This is a genomic window from Gordonia sp. McavH-238-E (genome assembly GCF_022348225.1).
Lineage (GTDB): Bacteria > Actinomycetota > Actinomycetes > Mycobacteriales > Mycobacteriaceae > Gordonia > Gordonia terrae.
The window spans coordinates 358,984-377,829 of sequence record NZ_JAKRFE010000003.1 but is presented as its reverse complement, the minus strand read 5'-3'; the positions used below and the strand labels follow the sequence as shown (position 1 = coordinate 377,829).

General features: G+C 66.2%; 20 protein-coding genes. 11 read left to right on the top strand and 9 right to left on the bottom strand.

All coding sequences use genetic code 11. The features are described 5' to 3' along the window. Positions 1-221 precede the first annotated feature (221 nt). The 3 genes from MHN80_RS06025 to MHN80_RS25875 all read left to right on the top strand — a co-directional run bounded on the left by MHN80_RS06025 (position 222) and on the right by MHN80_RS25875 (position 1,957). On the top strand, positions 222-602 hold the full coding sequence (locus MHN80_RS06025; RefSeq protein WP_239400244.1) for a nuclear transport factor 2 family protein: 381 nt from the start codon (positions 222-224) through the stop codon (positions 600-602). Between the two features lie 100 nt (positions 603-702). Next, entirely contained in the window at positions 703-1,584 is an 882-nt protein-coding gene (locus tag MHN80_RS06020) for a nuclear transport factor 2 family protein (protein WP_239400242.1), read from the top strand. A 43-nt stretch (positions 1,585-1,627) separates the two neighbouring features. Beyond that, positions 1,628-1,957 (top strand): MMPL family transporter, encoded by a 330-nt coding sequence (locus MHN80_RS25875; protein ID WP_374206309.1) that lies wholly within the window; start codon positions 1,628-1,630, stop codon positions 1,955-1,957. On the opposite strand, the gene MHN80_RS06015 is transcribed toward MHN80_RS25875, so the two are convergent. From MHN80_RS06015 to MHN80_RS06005, 3 genes are all read right to left on the bottom strand, one after another. Beyond that, positions 1,923-2,726, bottom strand: coding sequence for a MaoC/PaaZ C-terminal domain-containing protein (locus MHN80_RS06015; RefSeq protein ID WP_239400240.1), 804 nt, complete (start codon positions 2,724-2,726; stop codon positions 1,923-1,925). The genes MHN80_RS25875 and MHN80_RS06015 overlap by 35 nt on opposite strands. A 56-nt stretch (positions 2,727-2,782) precedes the next feature. Next, entirely contained in the window at positions 2,783-3,208 is a 426-nt protein-coding gene (locus MHN80_RS06010) for a MaoC family dehydratase (protein ID WP_239400238.1), read from the bottom strand. A 61-nt stretch (positions 3,209-3,269) separates the two neighbouring features. Then, a complete protein-coding gene (locus tag MHN80_RS06005; protein ID WP_239400236.1) occupies positions 3,270-4,658 on the bottom strand; it encodes an MFS transporter in 1,389 nt (462 codons plus the stop codon). A gap of 326 nt (positions 4,659-4,984) precedes the next feature. On the opposite strand from MHN80_RS06005, the gene MHN80_RS06000 reads away from it, so the two are divergent. From MHN80_RS06000 to MHN80_RS05975, 6 genes are all read left to right on the top strand, one after another. Beyond that, a complete protein-coding gene (locus MHN80_RS06000) occupies positions 4,985-5,500 on the top strand; it encodes a nuclear transport factor 2 family protein (RefSeq protein WP_239400234.1) in 516 nt (171 codons plus the stop codon). Between the two features lie 288 nt (positions 5,501-5,788). Next, the gene (locus tag MHN80_RS05995; RefSeq protein WP_239400232.1) at positions 5,789-6,736 is read left to right on the top strand and encodes an SMP-30/gluconolactonase/LRE family protein; all 948 of its coding nucleotides are present in this window, start codon (positions 5,789-5,791) and stop codon (positions 6,734-6,736) included. A gap of 72 nt (positions 6,737-6,808) precedes the next feature. Beyond that, positions 6,809-7,717 carry an SDR family NAD(P)-dependent oxidoreductase gene (locus tag MHN80_RS05990; protein ID WP_239400230.1) on the top strand — a complete coding sequence of 303 codons (909 nt, stop codon included), beginning with the start codon at positions 6,809-6,811 and terminating at the stop codon, positions 7,715-7,717. Between the two features lie 34 nt (positions 7,718-7,751). Then, the gene (locus tag MHN80_RS05985) at positions 7,752-9,002 is read left to right on the top strand and encodes a cytochrome P450 (protein WP_239400228.1); all 1,251 of its coding nucleotides are present in this window, start codon (positions 7,752-7,754) and stop codon (positions 9,000-9,002) included. Between the two features lie 9 nt (positions 9,003-9,011). Further along, positions 9,012-9,332, top strand: a complete 321-nt coding sequence (locus tag MHN80_RS05980) for a 2Fe-2S iron-sulfur cluster-binding protein (protein WP_239400226.1) — start codon at positions 9,012-9,014, stop codon at positions 9,330-9,332. A gap of 1 nt (position 9,333) precedes the next feature. Beyond that, complete coding sequence (locus MHN80_RS05975; RefSeq protein WP_239400224.1) at positions 9,334-10,620, top strand: NAD(P)/FAD-dependent oxidoreductase; 1,287 nt, start codon at positions 9,334-9,336, stop codon at positions 10,618-10,620. 46 nt (positions 10,621-10,666) lie between these two features. On the opposite strand, the gene MHN80_RS05970 is transcribed toward MHN80_RS05975, so the two are convergent. The 6 genes from MHN80_RS05970 to MHN80_RS05945 form a co-directional block, all read right to left on the bottom strand. Next, positions 10,667-11,638, bottom strand: a complete 972-nt coding sequence (locus MHN80_RS05970; RefSeq protein ID WP_239400222.1) for an alpha/beta hydrolase — start codon at positions 11,636-11,638, stop codon at positions 10,667-10,669. Between the two features lie 68 nt (positions 11,639-11,706). Continuing rightward, on the bottom strand, positions 11,707-12,402 hold the full coding sequence (locus MHN80_RS05965; RefSeq protein WP_239400220.1) for a GntR family transcriptional regulator: 696 nt from the start codon (positions 12,400-12,402) through the stop codon (positions 11,707-11,709). Positions 12,403-12,413: 11 nt separating this feature from the next. Then, positions 12,414-13,688: a CaiB/BaiF CoA-transferase family protein gene (locus tag MHN80_RS05960; protein WP_239400346.1), complete on the bottom strand. Its 1,275-nt coding sequence runs from the start codon at positions 13,686-13,688 to the stop codon at positions 12,414-12,416. A gap of 5 nt (positions 13,689-13,693) precedes the next feature. After that, positions 13,694-14,794, bottom strand: coding sequence for an acyl-CoA dehydrogenase family protein (locus tag MHN80_RS05955; protein ID WP_239400218.1), 1,101 nt, complete (start codon positions 14,792-14,794; stop codon positions 13,694-13,696). Continuing rightward, positions 14,791-15,948, bottom strand: coding sequence for an acyl-CoA dehydrogenase family protein (locus MHN80_RS05950; RefSeq protein WP_239400216.1), 1,158 nt, complete (start codon positions 15,946-15,948; stop codon positions 14,791-14,793). Before MHN80_RS05950 ends, MHN80_RS05955 begins: the two co-directional genes overlap by 4 nt. Next, positions 15,945-16,757, bottom strand: a complete 813-nt coding sequence (locus tag MHN80_RS05945) for an enoyl-CoA hydratase-related protein (RefSeq protein ID WP_239400214.1) — start codon at positions 16,755-16,757, stop codon at positions 15,945-15,947. Before MHN80_RS05945 ends, MHN80_RS05950 begins: the two co-directional genes overlap by 4 nt. A gap of 250 nt (positions 16,758-17,007) precedes the next feature. Between MHN80_RS05945 and MHN80_RS05940 the strand changes: the two genes are divergently transcribed. Together MHN80_RS05940 and MHN80_RS05935 are read left to right on the top strand one after the other, a co-directional pair. Further along, the gene (locus MHN80_RS05940) at positions 17,008-17,961 is read left to right on the top strand and encodes an SMP-30/gluconolactonase/LRE family protein (RefSeq protein WP_275447412.1); all 954 of its coding nucleotides are present in this window, start codon (positions 17,008-17,010) and stop codon (positions 17,959-17,961) included. Between the two features lie 47 nt (positions 17,962-18,008). Next, a complete protein-coding gene (locus MHN80_RS05935) occupies positions 18,009-18,824 on the top strand; it encodes an SDR family NAD(P)-dependent oxidoreductase (protein WP_239400210.1) in 816 nt (271 codons plus the stop codon). Positions 18,825-18,846: the final 22 nt, after the last annotated feature.

The window sequence follows — 18,846 nt, the reverse complement described above, 5'->3', positions numbered from 1 at the left end:
TGCCACGCCAGGGGTGCTCCCGATCTGTCGGCTGTGCGTTCGTTTGCATCGACCGTGCGCCGTAGATCATCCAGTGTGCATTGGGAGGGCCGGCGGTGATGTCCCGCCCAGCGGACGACGGTATGTCGTCGAGCCGCACCCGCTGATTCGATGAGGTGAGCCCTTCCATGGGGTTGCGCAGAAACCGTGGTGGATGCGCGAGACTATTCGACAGGAGTTTCATGTCTCCCTCAACCAGCCAGATCCGTGATGCTGTTGCCGGGTACATAGCAACAGTGAGCACCGGTACGTCTGCCGAGATCGCCGCGCTGTACGCCGAGGATGCGACGCTCGAGGATCCGGTCGGTTCCGAGATCAAAGTCGGTCGAGCGCAGATCGAGAAGTTCTACAGCGCGCTGGACTCCATCGATTCGACTGCGGAGTTGCTGACCGTCCGGTCCGGCGGGTCGACCGCGGCCTTCCACTTCCGCGTCACCTCGCACCTGCCCGACCAGACGGTCGTCGTGGAGCCCATCGATGTCATGACGTTCGATGACGATCTCAAGATCACGAGCATGCGCGCGGTCTGGGCGCCGGAGGATGTCATCGCCAGTCAGCGGTGACGATCCCCGCCGGTCCGTTGCCGTGCATCGCCAGTGCCGGCGTCAAGTCATGAGAAAGGCAGTTTCGAATGTCCAGTCCTGTTGAAACGCAGGCCAGGCCATGAACACGGAAAGTATTCTCGCCGAGCGCGAAATCACCCGGCAGGTGGTTCGCTTCGCGCGAGCCATGGACGACCGGGACTGGGATGCGCTCAGATCGATCATGTTGTCCGATGTGACCGCCGAGCTCGGGACCGGAAACCTCGACGGGCCGGATGCGGTGGTCGACCTGATCCGTTCCTTTCTCGATCACTGCGGGGCGACTCAACACCTCCTCGGGAACATACTCGTCGACGTCGACCTCGAGGCAGGGACGGCCACGAGCGCCGCCTACGTCTCCGACCTCCATCTCGGCACGGGTTCGCTGGAGGGGCAACCTTTCTACACTCTCGGGGACTACCACGACCAATGGACTCTCACCGAGCGTGGCTGGCGGATGTCGCACCGAACCAAGATGATGAGCGGTTTCCAGGGCAACATCGATGTCCTGCGGCCACCGTCCGCGCGCGGGCGATCGTTGACCGCCGAACAGGAGTCCACTGCGATCGCCGAGATCGGTCAACTCAAGGCCAAGTACTTCAGGTTGATGGACACCAAAGACTGGGCGTCGCTGGCCGAGCTGTTCACCGACAACGTCGTCGTGGACATGACCCAGGCCGGCGGCGCCGTCACCACCTCCCGGGGAGCCTACGTCGATCTCTTGCGGTCGACGCTGGACGGCGTGGCGACCGTACATCACGGTCACACCCCGGAAGTCGTGGTCGAGTCGGAATCATCGGCGTCGGGAGTGTGGGCCATGGAGGACATGCTGTGGTGGCCCGAGGGCTCGGCGATGAAGAGTCTGCACGGTTTCGGCCACTATCACGACGAGTATCGGAAGATCCACGGCGCGTGGCGGATCGACGCGATGCGCCTGACGCGCATACGCCAAGAGACCAGATAGGGTCGCAGGGTATGGGGGCGGCGGGCCACATCGCGACTGCTCCATGCGCGGAGCCCGCGTCAACATCTTTTCGCTCGGTTCACGCGCGGTCGCCGGGGGCTCGGCGGCATTTTCGGGGTGGAAGAAGGTGCCCATCCTGAGCTTCCTGCCGGTTATCGTGGTGGGTATCCTGTTCGGTCTGGCGATGGACTGTCAGGTGTTCTTCCTCGGCTCCAGGATCCACGAGGCGCGCTCCCGTGGTCTGGACCCCAGGGGAGCAATCATCGAGGGGTTCTTCCGGTCGGGTCCGGTCGTCATGGGCCGGGCCGGCGATTCTCATCGCCGGCCCAGCCGTCCGGTCAGCGCCCGAAGGTGGCGACCGCGTTGTCGATGACGACTCCCTGGGGTCCGGCCACGACGAATCCGTCTGTCGGGGAGTCGGTGACGTCGATGCGAAGCTCGTCGCCCGGGAGGACCACCGACCGGAACCGTCCCGAGAGCGAGGCCAGATCGGCGGGATGAGCGCCACGGTGCCGCGCCAGTGCCACAACCGAGGCGGAGAGGGTGGCCAGGCCGTGCAGGATGGGACGGTTCTGGCCGATCGCACGTGCGGCCGCCGGGTCGATGTGTATTGCGTGACGATCCCCGCACAGACGGTAGAGCGCCGCTGCGTTCTCGGCGGTGCGCACCGAGGTTGCGGGCGAGAGTGCCTCGGCGACAGCCACACCTGGTCCGCGGTCGCCGCCGAAACCGCCGCAACCCGGGGCGAAGATGGACCACACGGCGGAGAAGTGGTCACAGCTCACGCTGACGTCGAAGATCGCCGCCGAACCCTTGTCCCAGACGTTGTCGACCCGTCCGGAGAGCGTCGTCCGACCCGCTGGTGGCAGCTCGTCGTGGACGATGAGCTGCTGGGAGCCGTGAAGCGACGTCCCCACGGGAAATGCCCCCTGTGAGCCGAGCTCGTCCGGGGCCCACTGACCGAGGGTGAGTCCGAAGGTCGGGAGCACGCGGAGCTCCCGCTCGTACACGAGGTCGAGATCATCGGCGCGCGCACCGACAGCCAATGCGAACAAGATCGCGTCGCGTTCGTCCCAGTCCACTGTGCGCGAGCCCAGATCGCAACCTATCCAGTCGGCCGCCGAGCGTGTCGAAGTTGTCATCACGGTCCCTTTTCGTTGTCCTGGAGCGGTATTCGCCCACGGTGTCGCCGATTCCCTCAGAAGATCAGGAGCCGCAGATTCTGGGCTACACAGGCCGGTTTGGTCTCACCCTCGATCTCAACCGTGTTGGTGATGATCAGTCGGATGCCATTCGGTGTTTCCTCGACCGAGGTGAACACCGCGTTCGCGCGGACACGAGCACCCACTCTGACCGTGTTCGGAAACCGAAGGCTGTTGATTCCGTAATTCAGTGTCAGCCTCGGACCTTCGATCGCGAAGATGCCTCCGGTCAGCGACGACAGCAACGACATGGTCAGATTGTTGTGTGCGACGGTAGTCCCGAATGGGCCCGCCGCCTCCCTGTCCGGATCGACATGATTCCACTGGTGATCGCCGGTCGCGTTCGCGAACGCATCGATGCGTTCCCGCGAGATCTCCAGCCAGGCACTGCAACCGAGTTCTTCGCCGACGGCCGATCTCATCTCGTCGAGGCTGGTGAAGGTTCGCATGGGCGGGTCAGCCCCCGTACCCCGGTGCTGCCGGTCAGCCGTCACGGTGGTTCGAGGAGGGATCAGGGTGGGTCGCGCCTACCGGTTTCGGCAATGTCAGCGCCATCAGCAGCCCGACCACCGCGACGGCGGCGATGATCAGATAGACCGTGGTGAATCCGGAGGAGCCGTAGAAACTCGCACCCTGGGCTACCACGGCGATGTGAGAGTTGTTCAGTACCGCGAATACCACCACGGTGATGACGGCAGTGAACACTCCTTGGTTCACCGACATCACGCTTGCCGTTGTCGCCTGGTGTCTGGGTTCGACGAATTCGATGAGGAGATTGGGGACGGATGCGTATCCCATGCCCTGGCCGAATCCGCATAGTCCGGCGCCGATCACGATGGTCAGCAACGAGTGATGGTCGACGGCCAACAATCCGAATCCGCACGCGCTGAGCACAAGCCCGACAACGACGGTGAGGCGCGGACGAAGGCCGCGCGTCACCAGCCAGCCGACCAGTAGACCGCCCACCACGATCGCGATGACCACAGGGAGCTTGTAGATGCCGTAGGTCGTGGTGTCGTAACCCCAGCCATAACCCAGTTGCAGGGATGGGGGCGTCATGATCAACAGTGGTAGCAAGACGCCGGTGAGTCCGGAGACTCCGTAGACCACTCCGGCGATGAGCGTAGTGAGCAGGACAGGACGGCGCGCGAGCACGTATGTGTCGATCAGCGGCTCGGGTGTCACGCGCGAGGAGATGAACCAACCCACCAGAAGTGTGATTCCACCGAGCAGGAACGTGAGGGTCGAGCCCGCGGCCCAACCCCAGGACGGGCCGAAACTCACTGCGACGAGGACACCGGCGATACCGGCGCCGAGTAGCGCGGCGCCTGTCGTATCGATCCGAGCGCGCACGCGCACCGTGGATTCCGGGACCAGGAGGCGCACCAGGGCTGCGGACGGCACCATCGCGAACAACATGAACCAGAAGATGCTGCGAAAACCGAAGGTGTCTATCAGCCAACCGGTCAGGAACGGTGCGGGGATCGCTACGAGTCCCAAGCCGCTGGTGACGATACTGATGGCCAGCGGAACGGTGCGGGACGGGAACACATCGCGGATGAGTAGATAGCTCAGGAACATGCACGGGATGAAGAAGCCGAAGAGGGTTCGTCCGGCGACCATCATCGCGTAGTTTGTCGCCATCGCCGAAACCAGCGCGCCCACCGCGGCGATCGCCACACACACAAGCAACATCAACCGTTTGCCATGGAGGTCCGCGAGCTTGGCCACGATGGGCGAGACAACTGCGCCGGCCAGCATGAACGCCGTCACCATCCACGCGGTCTGCGTGGTCTGGAAGCTGCCACTGATGGCAGGTAGCGCCGTCGACACCATCATGTAGGAGATCGAGCAGACCTCGAGGAGTGCCACGATCGCGGCGAGTCCGAAGCAGACTCGAGGCGACCATCCCGGGGATCGCCAGGCATCAACGACTGCGGGTTGAATCTGACTGTCGTTGTCTGAGTGGGGAAGTGACGACACGGATCGGCTCTCTGTTTTGTCGGATGAGGAGAATGACAACGTGCTGGTATCCAGTGAATTCGATCGCGGGGGACGGTCGGCGTCGAGCCATACTTCCGCTGACCGGGACAGGACCCGATGTCGAAGTCTGCGCTGCGCGAACATCGTTCGATCTTGTCCCGGTGACCGGACACAGGGGACGCGGCGAGCGAACCCCGGGGAATAGCGTCCGACGTATGGCAAACACATGGACACGACAGGAACTCGAAGAGGCGTATCAGACGTGGTTCGCCACCATCAATCGCGCGGGTTCGGGGGAGGGGAGCTGGCGGGACTTCGTCGAACTCTTCACCGACGATGTCGTCTATCACGAACAGATGGCGGGGGAACTGAAGGGCAAAGAGGGAATCTGGGCGTGGGCCGAACCGAGCCTTGCGACATTCCCGGGCTCACACACCGAGAGCTTCCCCGAGTACTGGCACGTCATCGACGAGACCAACGGGACGATCGTGGCGCGGCTCGACAACGTGATGAGCGATCCCGGTGACGGGAGTCGATTCGGGGCCCCTCACATCAGCGTCCTCACCTACGCAGGCGATGGGAAGTTCTCGCAACAGCAGGATGTCTACGACGTCACGAATTTTCTCGACCTGATCAAGGCCTGGGGCCGGCGGGCGATGGAGCTCGGCACCTTCGACGACGAGCAGCGAGCGTGGTTCGCGCGGGTGTACCCCGAGACCGTCCCTGACTGAAACGGTGCCACGCGACGCGGGGCGGCGGTCGGTGTCCACTGAATGGGACGCGCCCGACCGCCCCGCCGATGAGCACCTAGTGTTCGTCCCGTGCGCATCCCTGTGACCCAGTTCACGGTCTCCTGCGACGAGCCGGGCGGGGTATGGGCGACGCGAATCCAACGTCGAGAGCAGTCGGGGCGGCGGAAGCGGATTACGCCGTAGCGGCCTGCGACGCCCACCGCCGGGAAGCTCGCAGTGACTCTCGCACAACATTTCTCAACAGCCAGACCCACGGAAGGTTCACCGATGACCAGTCCCGTCGATACCGTCGCAGCGGCCGTTGCCGCCGCGGACGCGCCCACCTTCGCGGCCCGCAAGATCTCGACCGGGTACTCCTGGCCGGAGTGCCCGCGCTGGCACGACGGTGCCTTCTGGTTCGCGGACATGTACACGGGGACGCTCAAGACCCTCGACGCCGAGGGCAACGCGACCGTGGTCGTCGACGCCACCGGGCGGGCCGCGAACACCGACGTCCCCATCGTTCTGGGCGGATTCGGATGGCTGCCGGACGGACGCCTCATCGTGAACTCGATGCACGAGCAGAAGGTCCTCGTCCACGGCGGCAACGGGCCGGACGATCTCACCGAGTACGCCGATGTCAGCGAGTTCGCGATCAAGGCCGTCAACGACATGGTCGTCGACGCCGAGGGTCGGGCCTACATCACCCAACTCGGCTTCGACATCTTCCAGGGGGAGACCCCGATCACCTCGCCCCTGATCGTCGTCGACCCCGACGGCACCGTCTCGAAACCCGAGGGTGTCCCGGAGATGAACTGCGGCAACGGTATCGCCATCAGTGCCGACGGCACCAAACTCTTCGTGGCCGAGGTGACGGCGCAGAAGATCACCGTCATCGACCGCGCCGCGGACGGAATGCTGTCCAATGCCCGCGACTTCGTCACCTGCCCGTTCATGCCGGACGGTATCGGGCTCGACGAGGAGGGCGGGGTCTGGGCGGCCTTGCCCGGTGGCGGATACGTCGCCCGGTTCACCGAGGAGGGTCTGACGGACGCGGTTCCCATGCCGCTCGAAGGGGGGATCGCTTCGGCCTGTCTGCTCGGCGGACCCGATCGCTCCACGCTTTACATGACGGTCGGCTACGAGGTCTTCGACTTCGAGAAGTCCGCGCGCGAGGCGCTCGGCGCGATCTTCGTCGCCGACGTCAAGAACCACGGCGGCCAGACGCGCCCCTGACCCGGCCGTAACCGGGAACTCATCCCCTCGAATCGCACATCTCATCGTTTCGACTCAAGTCAAGGACGACAAATGACAGCACAACTCGACTTCACCGATCGCGTCGTGATCGTGACTGGCGCGGGCCGCGGTATCGGCCGCGCACATGCGCTCCTGCTGGCCTCGCGCGGCGCCTCGGTCGTGGTCGGCGACCTCGGCTCGACCACCGACGGCTCCGGGGTGGAATCGGGTGACCCGGCCGCCGACGTCGTCGCGGAGATCGCCGCTGCCGGCGGCAAGGCGGTCGCGGTGAACTCCGACATCACGACCGACGAGGGTGCCACCGCGCTCGTCGACGCCGCGATCTCGAACTTCGGCCGGCTCGACGCCGTCATCAACAACGCGGGAATCGTGCGGGCGGCACCCTTTCGAGACGTGCCCGACGAGGAGTACCAGCGCCACCTCGACGTGCACTACCTCGGGCCGATGCGACTGCTGCGCGCCGCGTGGCCGCATCTGCTCGAGTCGCCGGCCCCGCGCGTGGTCAACACGATCTCCCAGGCGATGCTGGGCAACCCCGGCATGTCGCATTACGGCGGGTCGAAGGGCGCGTTGTTCGGACTCACCCGCAATCTCGCGCTCGAGGGCCTCGAAGCGGGCGTCAAGGTGAACGCGATTGCCCCCGGTGCAGGTACCCGGATGGCCGACGCTGCCGCCGACACGCTCTCGCCGGAAATCATGGAGTACATGCGAACTCAGCTGCTCCCGGAGCATGTCGCCCCGGTGGCCGCGTTCCTGGTGCACCCGTCGTGCGAGGTGACCGGTGAGGTGTTCAACGTCGCCGGCGGAATCGTGAACCGGCTGGCCCTCGTGAACACCGTGGGGATTCACGACCCCTCGCTCACGATCGAGACGGTCGCCGAGCAGTGGGAACAGATCATGGCCGTCACTCCCGACGCGATTCCGCAGGTCGTCGCACCTGCCCAGATGCCGGTCTCCTGACCGCCCGAACAGCCCCGATTTCTGGAGTATCGACATGAGCACAACCGAAACCACCTCGACGACGAGTACCGAGTACCCGTTCGCCGCAGTCCCGCCGAACGAGGCCGCCGCACGGTATCGGGCGATCGCCGCCGAGCGTCCGATGACGAAGATGACGATGCCCTACGGCGGGGACGTCTGGGTCATCCACCGCAACGCAGCTGCCCGCGCGATGCTCGGTGACGGGCGATTCGTCCGCAAGCCGTTCCGTACCGGCGAGCGGGTGGTCCCGTACTTCGTCGAGTTCCCTGACTTCCTGAAGTCGACCCTGCAGTTCGAGGACCCGCCCCACCACACCAAGCTGCGAAAACTGGTGCAGCGCTCCATCTCCCCGAAGCGTGTCAAGGCCATGCGGGATTCGGCGGTGGAGTATGCCAATCAGCTGATCGACGCGATGATCGACAAGCGGGGCGAGAGCGTCGACCCCGTCAATCTCGTCTCCGAGTACGCCGTGGCGCTCCCGATCCAGATGATCTCCAACCTCCTCGGGGTGCCCCCAGAGGACCGGGCGAAGTTTCAGAAGTGGAGTTCGGCGAGTCTGTCCACCTCGAACATGTCCGAGGACGAGGTCACCGCGAACATGACCGAGCTCTTCGGGTACATCTTCGAGCTGATCGAGAAACGACGGCAGGACCCGCGCGAGGATCTGATCAGCGACCTCGCGAACGCCCGCGACAAGGACGACAGCCTCACCGACGCCGAGATCCTACCCATCGCAATGCTTCTCGTGATCGCCGGATTCGACAACACCGCGAACTTCATCTGCCTGGGCGTACTGACGTTGTTGCGTAACCCCGATCAGCTCGAGGTCTTCCTGGGTGACCCGGACGGTCTGGCACCGACGACAGTCGAAGAGGTGCTTCGTTTCGGTCGCTTCGCCATCGACGACAAGATCGCTGGGGGAAGCGGTTTGGTACCGTTCGTCGCCACCGAGGATGTGGAGATCGACGGGCACCTCATCGCCGAAGGTGAGGCCGTCCTGGTCGACCCGGCATCCACCAATCACGATGGGATCGTGATCGAGAGTGATGCCGAACCCTTCGACGTCACCCGTTCCAACAATCCGCATCTGACCCTGAGTTACGGACTGCACCACTGCCTCGGCGCGCCGCTGGCACGTATGGAGATGCAGGTGGGTCTCGCCGAACTGTTCAAGCGCTTCCCAGAGTTGCGGCTTGCCGGCGAGGTCGTTGTCGACGACACCAACCTCACGCAGCCGGTCACCAACCTCCCTGTCACCTGGTAGGAGGACCTCGTGCCCAAGGTGTTCTACACACAACCAGATGGCACCGAGAAGGTCATCGACGCATCGGTTGGTGACTCGGTGATGGCGACAGCAGTCCGTCACGGCGTGACCGGAATCGTCGGCCAGTGCGGCGGGACTCTGTCGTGTGCGACCTGTCACGTCTATCTCGACCCGGCCGAGATGGACAACTTCGCCGCACCGGGTGAGGACGAGGACGACATGCTCGAGTGCACGGCCTCCGACCGGGAGGACAACTCGCGACTCTCTTGTCAGCTCGTCCTGTCCGAGGGCGTCGATGTCCATGTCACCGTTCCGGACGAGCAGGTCTGAGATGACCGTCGGACCCGACCGCCGCACCGGTTCGCAGGCGCCGACCCCGCGCAGCGTGGCGGTGGTCGGCGCCTCGCACGCCGCGGTCCACTTCGCCGATCGGTTGCGCGCTGTCGGGTATACCGGTGACCTCACGCTGATCTCGCACGAGACCCACCTCCCGTACCAGCGTCCGCCGCTGTCCAAGACCATGCTCAAGGGGGAGGCCTCTGCGGATTCGGTGCTGCTGCGCGACCCCTCGTACTACGGCGACAACGGCATCGAGCTCCGCATCGGGACCCATGTCGCCGGGGTCACGCGCACCGATGGGCGGTACGCGCTCGAGATGATTCGCGAGAACTGTACGGAGACACTCTCGGTTGACCGACTGGTCCTGGCGACGGGGGCACGCGCGCGAACCCTCGACCTGCCGGGGGCGGACCATCCCGACGTCCTGGTACTCCGCGAGATGGACGACGCGCACCGTCTCCTGTCGCGGGTGGCTCAGGGCCCGGTCGCGGTGATCGGCGGAGGTTTCATCGGGCTCGAGGTCGCCGCCACCGCACGGGGTCTCGGTGCCGACGTCACGGTGATCGAGGCAGGCGATCGCCTCCTCGCGCGGGCGGTCGGGCCGTCGACGGCCGAGACCCTGCTGTCCGCCCATCGGGCGATGGCGACCGACGTCGAACTGGGCGCCGTGCCGGTCGAGATCGTCGCCGATGGTGGAGGCCTCGTCGGGGTTCGCCTCGACGACGGGCGGGTGATCCCGGCCGCAACGGTCCTGGTCGGCGTAGGGGCGAGTGCGCGTACCGAGCTCGCCGAAGAGCTGGGTCTCGACACCGACGGGGGAGTCGTCGTCGACGGCAACTGCCTCGCGTCGGACGGAGAGACACTCGCCATCGGCGACTGCACCGTTCACGTCGCCGAGAGCGGTCGGCGATTCCGACTGGAATCGGTGGACAACGCCACAGAGCAGGCGACCATCGCGGCGAACGTGATCGCCGGCACGGAGGTCCCGCCGCGCGGAACGCCGTGGTTCTGGTCGGATCAGGGCGATCAGAAGCTGCAGATCGTAGGGCTCATCGGCGGGCACTCGTCGGTGCTCATCCGGGTCGATCCCGAACGTCCCCGTCGCCGCGTCGCGCTGTACTTCGCCGACGACGCACTCGTCGCGGCCGAGTGTCTGAACGCGCCCGCCGACTTCGTCGCACTCCGGTCGGCCCTGGCCCGCGGGTTCCGTCCGTCCGCAGCGATGCTCAGCGACATGTCGATACCCCTCAAGAAGCTGCTGGCGCCGGTTCGGGCCTGACCTTCCTCGCTGCCGACCCTGCACGGCACCGATTCGCCTCCTGACGTCAGTGCGTCTGAGAGGCGAATCGCGCAGCGACCAGTGCGCCGACCTCGGCCATCGCCAGGCGCGCCCGCGCCACCGACGCGGTCTGCATCGCAAACCCATGTCCGACACCGGGATACCGCAGTTGCGCGACCTGGACTCCCGCATCGCGCAGCCGGTCACCGTACAGCTCGACGCTGTCGCGGATCGGGTCGCCGTGTCCGACGGCGATGATCGCCGCCGGGAGACCGGCCAGACTCTCGGCGATCGCCGGCGTACCGTACTCGTCGTCCTGCGACGGGTCCTCGCCCAGGTACATGTTCTTCATCCAGTCGATGTCCTCGGCGGTCAGGAACACGCTGTCGCCGAAGTCGCGCATCGACGCGGTGTCGTCGCGGCGTGCGACACCGGGATAGAACATGACCTGCTGGGCGATTGGCGGGCCACCGGTGTTCCGACTGCGCAGCGCGGTGGACGCGGCGAGCCCGCCACCGGCGCTGTCGCCGCCGACCCCGATGCGCGACGTGTCCAGGCCGAGGTCTCCTGCGCGGTGGTGGGCCCACTCGAGTGCGGCGTAAGCGTCGTCATTGCCTGCGGGATAACGATGTTCGGGAGCGAGGCGATAGTCCACGTTGATCAACACCGCACCGGTGGCATGGGCCACATCGCGCGCGAGTCGGTCGAACGAGTCGAGCGAACCCATGATCATGCCGCCGCCGTGATACCAGACGAGTGCGGGCGCACCGACGGCCGGCGCGATGTGGGGGCGGTAGATCCGCAACGGGATCGGCCCGTGTGGCCCGTCGGCGGACGCATCTTCCACCGAAGCCATGTCCGGGCCCGGTGGCCGCACTATCGATTCGAGCATCTCCCGGGTCTTCTCGACGCCGCGCTGCCATGAGGCGGGCGCACCTGCCGCGATCATCCGGTCGACGATCACGGCGACGTCCGGATCCCAGGGCGGGCCGGCGTCGTGCGGTGTACTTGCGGTCATCTCTGGTGTCACCTCGGTCATGTCGTAGAGCACGGTGTCCGGCTATTCCGCGGGCTCGGATGGGGCCGTCACGGTTCCGGTAGCTCGCCCGTCGATGTCGGTGATACGGCGCCCAGCATCACACCCGTGCTCGTCTCGCCGCCCTGACGGTGGACATTCATCAGCTCGATCAAGCGGTTGTTGTCTCCGGCGACGAGTGCGTCGACCATGTCGTCGTGCTCGGCGCACACCTTGCGGCGTACGTCGGCGTCGTACAGATAGGCCGCGTGATAGGGCATTGCCAGGTTCCAGAGCCGCCGCAACTCCGCGACCACGAGAAGTAGCGGCGACCGCTCGAAGACAGCGAAGTGGAAGGTCTGGTTGCGCAGCCGCATCTCGAGGATGTCGGCGGCCTCGGCCGCTTCCGCAACGAGGTCGCGGAGTTCGCTGATCTCGTCGAGCGCGGCGTCGTCGAGTCTGGGCAGCACGGCGAGGACCTCGCGCTCGAGCGCGGCTCGCATGAGGTAGATCTGGTCGAACTCCGATTGGTTCAGCCGCGCGACGGTGTAACCGACGTTGTGCTCGTGTTGGACAAGTCCTTCGGAGGTGAGCTGGCGGAGTCCTTCCCGGACGGGCAACCGGCTGACACCGAGGCGCTCGGCCATCAGCTCCTGCCGGATCGGTTGTCCGGGCAGCAGTTCGCCGGTGACGATCATCCGCTCGAGTTCGGCGACGACGCGAGTGGCCGCACGTGACACCGCGGGCTTGCCTGAGCCGTCGCTCATCGCGACTCGGGTCATAAGTCGCCGAACACCCCGGCGGCGCGGAGGGACGCCAACCGCTCGGCGTCGTATCCCATCGCTTCGAGGACCTCACCGGTGTGCGCGCCTCTCGCCGCTGCCGGACGTGGTGACCGGTGCCCCGCGTCGCTCAGCGAGATCGGCACGCCGACACCACGGTAGGTATCGGTCTCGAGGAACAAACCACGGTGCCGGACCTGTGCCGAGGTGAGGGCTTCGTCGATGGTGTTCACCGAGCTGGCGGGTACCCCGGCGGCTTCGAGGCGGGCGGCGAGGTCGGCGCGATCGTACTCGGCGATGCGCTCTCCCAGTGTGGCAGCGAGGATCTCGCGGTGGGCGTAGCGGTCCTTGTTCGAGGCGAAGCGGGGATCGTCGGCGAGGTGCGAGATGCCGAGTGTGTCGACCAGAGAACGGAACTGGCGGTCGTTGGCGGCGCTGACGAAGAAGTCGCCGTCGCGGGCGGGAAAGACCTGGTAGGGCGCGACAGTGGGGTGGAAGTCCCCGGTGCGTTGTGGAATCCGGCCGCTGGCGACCCAGTTGGCGGCGTGGGGATGGAGGATGGAGATGACCGAGTCGAGGAGCGTCATGTCGACCAGTTGTCCGCGTCCGCTGCGTTCGCGCGCGAGGAGCGCCAGCAGGATGCCGCTCACCGCCATGTTCGCCGCGACGATGTCCACGATGGGGACTCCGACGCGCAGCGGGGTGCCGTCGGGGTAGCCGTTGATGCTCATCAAACCCCCGAACGACTGGAGTACCGCATCATAGCCGGGTAGCCCGCCCATCGGTCCGTCGACACCGAAGCCGGTGATGCGGCAATACACCAGCCCGGGATGCCGCTCGGCGAGGACCGTCTCGTAATCGAAACCCCAGCGGGCCATGGTGCCCGCCTTGAAGTTCTCGATCACCACGTCGGCACCCGCGAGAAGGTCGGCGAGGACCGCGCGTCCCTCGTCGGTCCGCAGATCCAGGCAGATGTTCTCTTTGCTGTGGTTCAGGCTGTTGTAATACGCGCTGCTGGTGTCGTCGTCGACGAACGGCGGCCCCCAGCCACGGGTCTCGTCCCCGCTCGGGGCCTCGACCTTGATCACCTCGGCACCGTGGTCGGCGAGGGTCTGCGCGCAGAAGGGCCCGGCGAGCACCCGGCTCAGATCGAGGACGCGGACGCCGGTCAGTACGCCGTTGCCCTCGGCAGTGTCGGCGGCCCGCCATGCGGCCCGCGGGTTCACCGCGGGCGTCGGCTCGGGTGCGGTGTCGTCGCCGACCGAAATCATCGTGCTCACTGCGAAGTCCGTTCTGTCGATGGTTGCTCGATACCCGAAGTCGTTGCGGTGGCGGTGATCAGGTCCCATGGGTCGGAACCGTCGTCGAGGATTTGTGCGGCGATCACGTCCGCCCATTCCCGCTCGGTGCCGTAGCGGTCGCGCCATGCCCACAACGCCGTGGTCGAACGTCCCAGCGGATGCTCCGAGGTGAAGCCGATGGCACCGTGGATCTGATGCCCCGCCGCAGCGACCTCGTGGCTGTAGAGCGACGTGACGACTTTCGCAGCCGCAGTGGCACTTCGCGCGGAACGCCGGTCACTCGACGCCCCCGCGGCGGCCCGACGGCACGCGATCTCCATCATGGTCGTCGATGCGGCCATCGAAGCGAGTCGTTGCTGGATCGCCTGGAACTTGGTCAGCGGTCTGCCGAACTGGACTCGCTCGGAGGCGTATTGCACGGTCCGGTCACGGACGGTGCCGGCAGCGGCCGCCAACGCGGCGGCATAGACGAGCGCACCGCGCTGTCGCAGATCGGCGGTGGTGACCGGGCACTCCGCAATCGTCGCCGGGACAGAGTCCAGGGTGACAGTGCCGATCGAGGCGCCCAGGAGATCGCTGCCCGCGGTGATCGACACGCCGTCGTCGGCCAGCGAGATGGTCGCCACGCGGCCAGCAGAGTTCTCGGTCTCGGGGAGAAGGATGACGAGCGATGACGCCGCGGACACGTGCACGACGTCGCGGACGGTGCCGGTCACGCACGGTTGCTCGCCGGATTCATCGACGACGAAGCCGGCGTCGGATGTGCCGATCGTCGCGGTGCCCTGACCGAGGTCGTGTCCGGTCGTTCCGGACAGCCACGCGGCGAGCATCGCGTGTTCGATGAACGGGACGAGTGCGCCGCTCCCGATCACCGTGGACAGCACCGCGATCGCGTCGGAGGTGTCGCAACCGTGGCCGCCGGCCTCGGTCGGGACGTCCACCGAGGTGAAGCCTGCCTCGACGAGCGCAGCCCAGAGCGCGTCCGACACCCCCTGAGCGGGGGTCTCGGTGTCGGTGTCGATGCGGTCGAGCATCGAGCGGGTCGCGGCGATCAACTCATCGGCCAGGTCGCTCATCGGATCCCCAATCCGCGCGCGACGATTCCGCGCAAGATCTCGTTCGTTCCACCACGCAGGGTGAAAGCCGGTGTGTGTAGGACGCTTTGCGCGAGCAGGCGCTCGGTGGGGGTGCCTCCGTCGCGGCGGGCAATGGTTCCGGAGGAGCTGCGGATCGCGTTGACAAGATCGCCCTCGAAGGTGGAGCCGAGGTCCTTGACCATCGCTGCGAGGACATCCGGCTTGCCCCCCGCCGACAGCTCGTCGGCGACCTGCAGCGACATTCCGCGCAGTGCCCACGCTACGGCCGTGAGCGTTCCGAGTGTCGTGCGTTGCTCGGGTGTGGCGCCATGTGCACGCAGTTGGCCGGCCCAGGCACGGAGCAGGGGCATCGTGCTCAGGTACCGCTCCGGTCCGGAACGCTCGAAGGCGAGTTCGCCCATGACCTGGGCCCAACCGCGGCCGCGTGCGCCGAGCAGCGCCGACTTGTCGACGATTGCGTCGTGGAAAATGACCTCGTTGAAATGCGCCTGTCCGTCGATGCTCCGGATGGGCCGGATCTCGATGTCCGGGTGCGGGAGGTCCACCAGGAGCTGGGACAGCCCCTGGTGGCGATCCCCAGGGACGCCGTCGGTTCGTGCCAGGAGCACCATGGCGTGCGCGAGGTGGGCGCCGGTGGTCCAGACCTTGGTGCCGCTGATCGTCCAGGTGTCACCATTGTCGACGGCGCGCGTGCGAACGGCAGCCAGGTCGGAGCCGGCATCGGGCTCACTCATGCCGATGGCGAAAAAGGTGGTGCCGGCTGCTATCCCGGGCAGGTACCGCCGCTTCTGCTCCTCGGTCCCGTTCGCGAGGATGCCCGGTGCCATCTGGCGGTCGGCGATCCAATGGGCGGCCACCGGGGCCCCGTGCGCGAGCAGCTCCTCGGTGACGACGAAACGTTCGACTGGCGTGCCGCCGTGGCCACCGTATTCGGACGGAACGGTCATGCCGACCCACCCGCGCTCGCCCAGACGGCTGCTGAAGCCAGGATCGAATCCGGTCATCCAGCTGTCGACATCGGGGACGAAACCGCCACTCTCGATCTCGTCGCGGAGGAATGCGCGGACCTCGGACCGGAGTGGCTCGAGGTCGTCGCCGGTCACCGAGCGCCGCGGCGCGGAGGTTGTCGTCACCGGTTCGGGCCCCGCGAGGACCAGGCCTGCTGTCCTTTTCGGGACATCGACCACATCTGCACGCCGCGTTCGATCTCCAGGGCCGACGACCAGCTGACCGCCGGTGGACCGAGCTCGAGCCGGGCACTGGTCATGATCCGACGGGTGAGCTCGGGATCGCGCGCAGCCGGGCCGGTCAGCCCGTCGACGAGTGCGGGCAGTTCCTCGGCGGGGACGGCGGCGTGTGCGAGACCTTTCGCGACCGCCTCGGCGCCGGTGAGGCTCTGTCCGCAGGCGGCCATGGCGATCGTCGTCGACCAGCCCACCGCCCGCCCGAGCAGGGACAGGTGACCGCCGCCGGGATGGATGCTGCGCGCGAGGAACCCGCTGTCGAGGATTGCGTCCGGTGTGGTGACGAGGACGTCGGTGGCCATGGCCAAGTTCAGTCCGGCACCGACTGCGCCGCCGACCACCACGGAGATGGTCGGCACGGGTAGCGACCCGACTCGCACGAACGCGCCGTAGACGGCCGACGTCCGTGAGACCGCCTCCGGCGAGGCCGGATCGGACGACGAGGTCGCCAGGTCGCGGGTGTCGGCGCCGCTGCAGAAGTACGGACCCGCGGCGTCGACGATCACGGCTCCGATCGTCGGATCGTCGGTCACCCGGTCGCAGAACTCATCGATCGCCGCCGCCATGGTGAGGCTGATCGCGTTCTTGCGTCGCGGGTTGTCGAGCGTCAGACGCGCCACCCCGTCCGTGAAAGTGGTTATGACAGAGGGCTGTTCAGGATCGCCAACGGCCTCGGAGGTGGCTGGTGCGGAAGTCATGGCGCCGACTCTACAATATTGGATACAAAAAGACATCCAATCTGTCGGGACTGTCTCCTGCCCGTCCGCTGAATGGGACGACCTCGAGCAGATGTTGCCTGCGTCACTAGTGTCTCGGTTCGAGCGCGACGCGCGTGGGCCGTTCGCCGCACGCGTCCGAGGCCACGACGATGGGAATTGGAATGACGTGTAGATCTCTGCCCGGTGCTGCGACCTGTTCTGGAAACGTCTGCGAAAAGCTCTGTCGGGCATGACGTATTCCGATCCTTCGCTCGTGGCGCCGGCTATCGCCGCTGCCGGAGCTCGAGTCATCGAACCCCGTCGGGTCGCCACCGGATTCTCGTGGCCGGAGTGTCCCCGCTGGCACGACGACACCTTGTGGTTTTCCGACATGTACACCGCCACGCTGAAGACCGTCGACAGTTCCGGGAACGTGCGAACTGCGGTCGATGCGACGGGGCGCCGGACTCCTGACGGTGTCCCCGTCGTCCTCGGAGGCTTCGGGTGGCTTCCGGATGGCAGGCTGATCGTCGTCTCCATGCACGAGCGACTGGTCCTGGTGCACGGCGGACGCGACCCGGATGACCTGGAGGTGTACGCCGACATCGCGCCGTTCTGCCCGTCGGCGGCAAACGACATGGTCGTCGACGCCGACGGCCGTGCGTATGTCACGCAGCTCGGATTCGACATCTTCACCGAGAACCCTCAGGTGGCCTCGTCGCCGTTGGTTGTCGTCGAGCCGGACGGTTCGTCACACGCCGCCGACGCCGTCGGACCTCTCCAGTGCGCCAACGGGATCGGGATCAGCTCGGATGGTTCGCAGGTGTATGCGGCCGAGGTGCTGCGTTCGCGGATCATCATGATGGACCGGTCGTCCGACGGCAGTCTCAGCGCACCGGAGGAGTTCGCGGGGTGTCCGTTCCTACCGGACGGAATCGCGCTGGACGAGGAAGGCGGCGTGTGGGCGGCGCTACCCGGCGGAGGCCACGTCGTGCGGGTGACCCGAGACGGCATGACCGACGCCGTACCGATCCCGCTCTCGGTCGGGTCGACCGCCGCATGCGTTCTGGGTGGCCCCGAACGATCGACGCTCTACGTCATGGTGGGCGTCGAGGTCTACGACTTCGAGAAGTCGGCCCGCGAGAAGTTGGGGTCCATCTGGACGGCCGAGGTCCCGTATCGCGGCGGCGCCACACGCCCATGACGTCGCCTCGACGCCACAACCGAACGACCATCGAAGAGAGGATCACGATGAAGAGACTCGAAGGAAAAGTTGCCATCGTCACGGGTGCGGGACGAGTGGGCAACATCGGACTCGCGGTGTGCGAAGCGTTTTTACGCGAGGGGTGCACGGGGGTCGTCGGAACCGACTTCCGTACCGACGAAGCCGACCAGATCAACGAGCGGATCAGCGCAGAGTTCGGCGAGGGACGATTCCTGCTGCTGCAGCACGACGTCACCTCAGCGGAGGGTTGGGCGACGGTCGTCGATGCGACGGTCCGAGAGTTCGGAGTCATCGACGTTCTCGTCAACAATGCGGGGATCTCGGTCCACGGCGGGGTCGCCAGCAGCAGCCTCGAGGACATCCGCAAGGTGATGGCGGTCAACCACGACGCGCTGCTGCTCGGTATGCAGGCGTGCCTCGAGCAGCTGCTCACCGCGCACGAGCGCTTCGCCGGCGGCGGCGTGGTCATCAACAACCTGTCGATGTCGTCGTACATGTCCAATCCGAACAATCTCGCCTATTCGGTGTCGAAAGCGGCTGGACGAATGCTCACGATCTGTGCCGCAGATGAGTTGGGCCCGCAGCGGGTTCGCGTCAACTCGGTCCATCCGGGTCTGACGATGACGCCGTTGATCGAAGAAGCGCTCGTCGAGTATGTGGACAGCGGTCTGTGGTCAGATCGGGACGCAGCCGAGGCCGCGATCTCGAGCGCCGCACCTCTGAACACGAGCAGCCGGCCCGAGGACACTGCACACGCATTCGTCTATCTGGCTTCCGAGGAAGCTCGCTTCGTCACCGGAGCCTCGCTCTACCACGACGGTGGGATCGGTCGCCGTTATTGATCGGTGGTCACTCTCGCGAGCA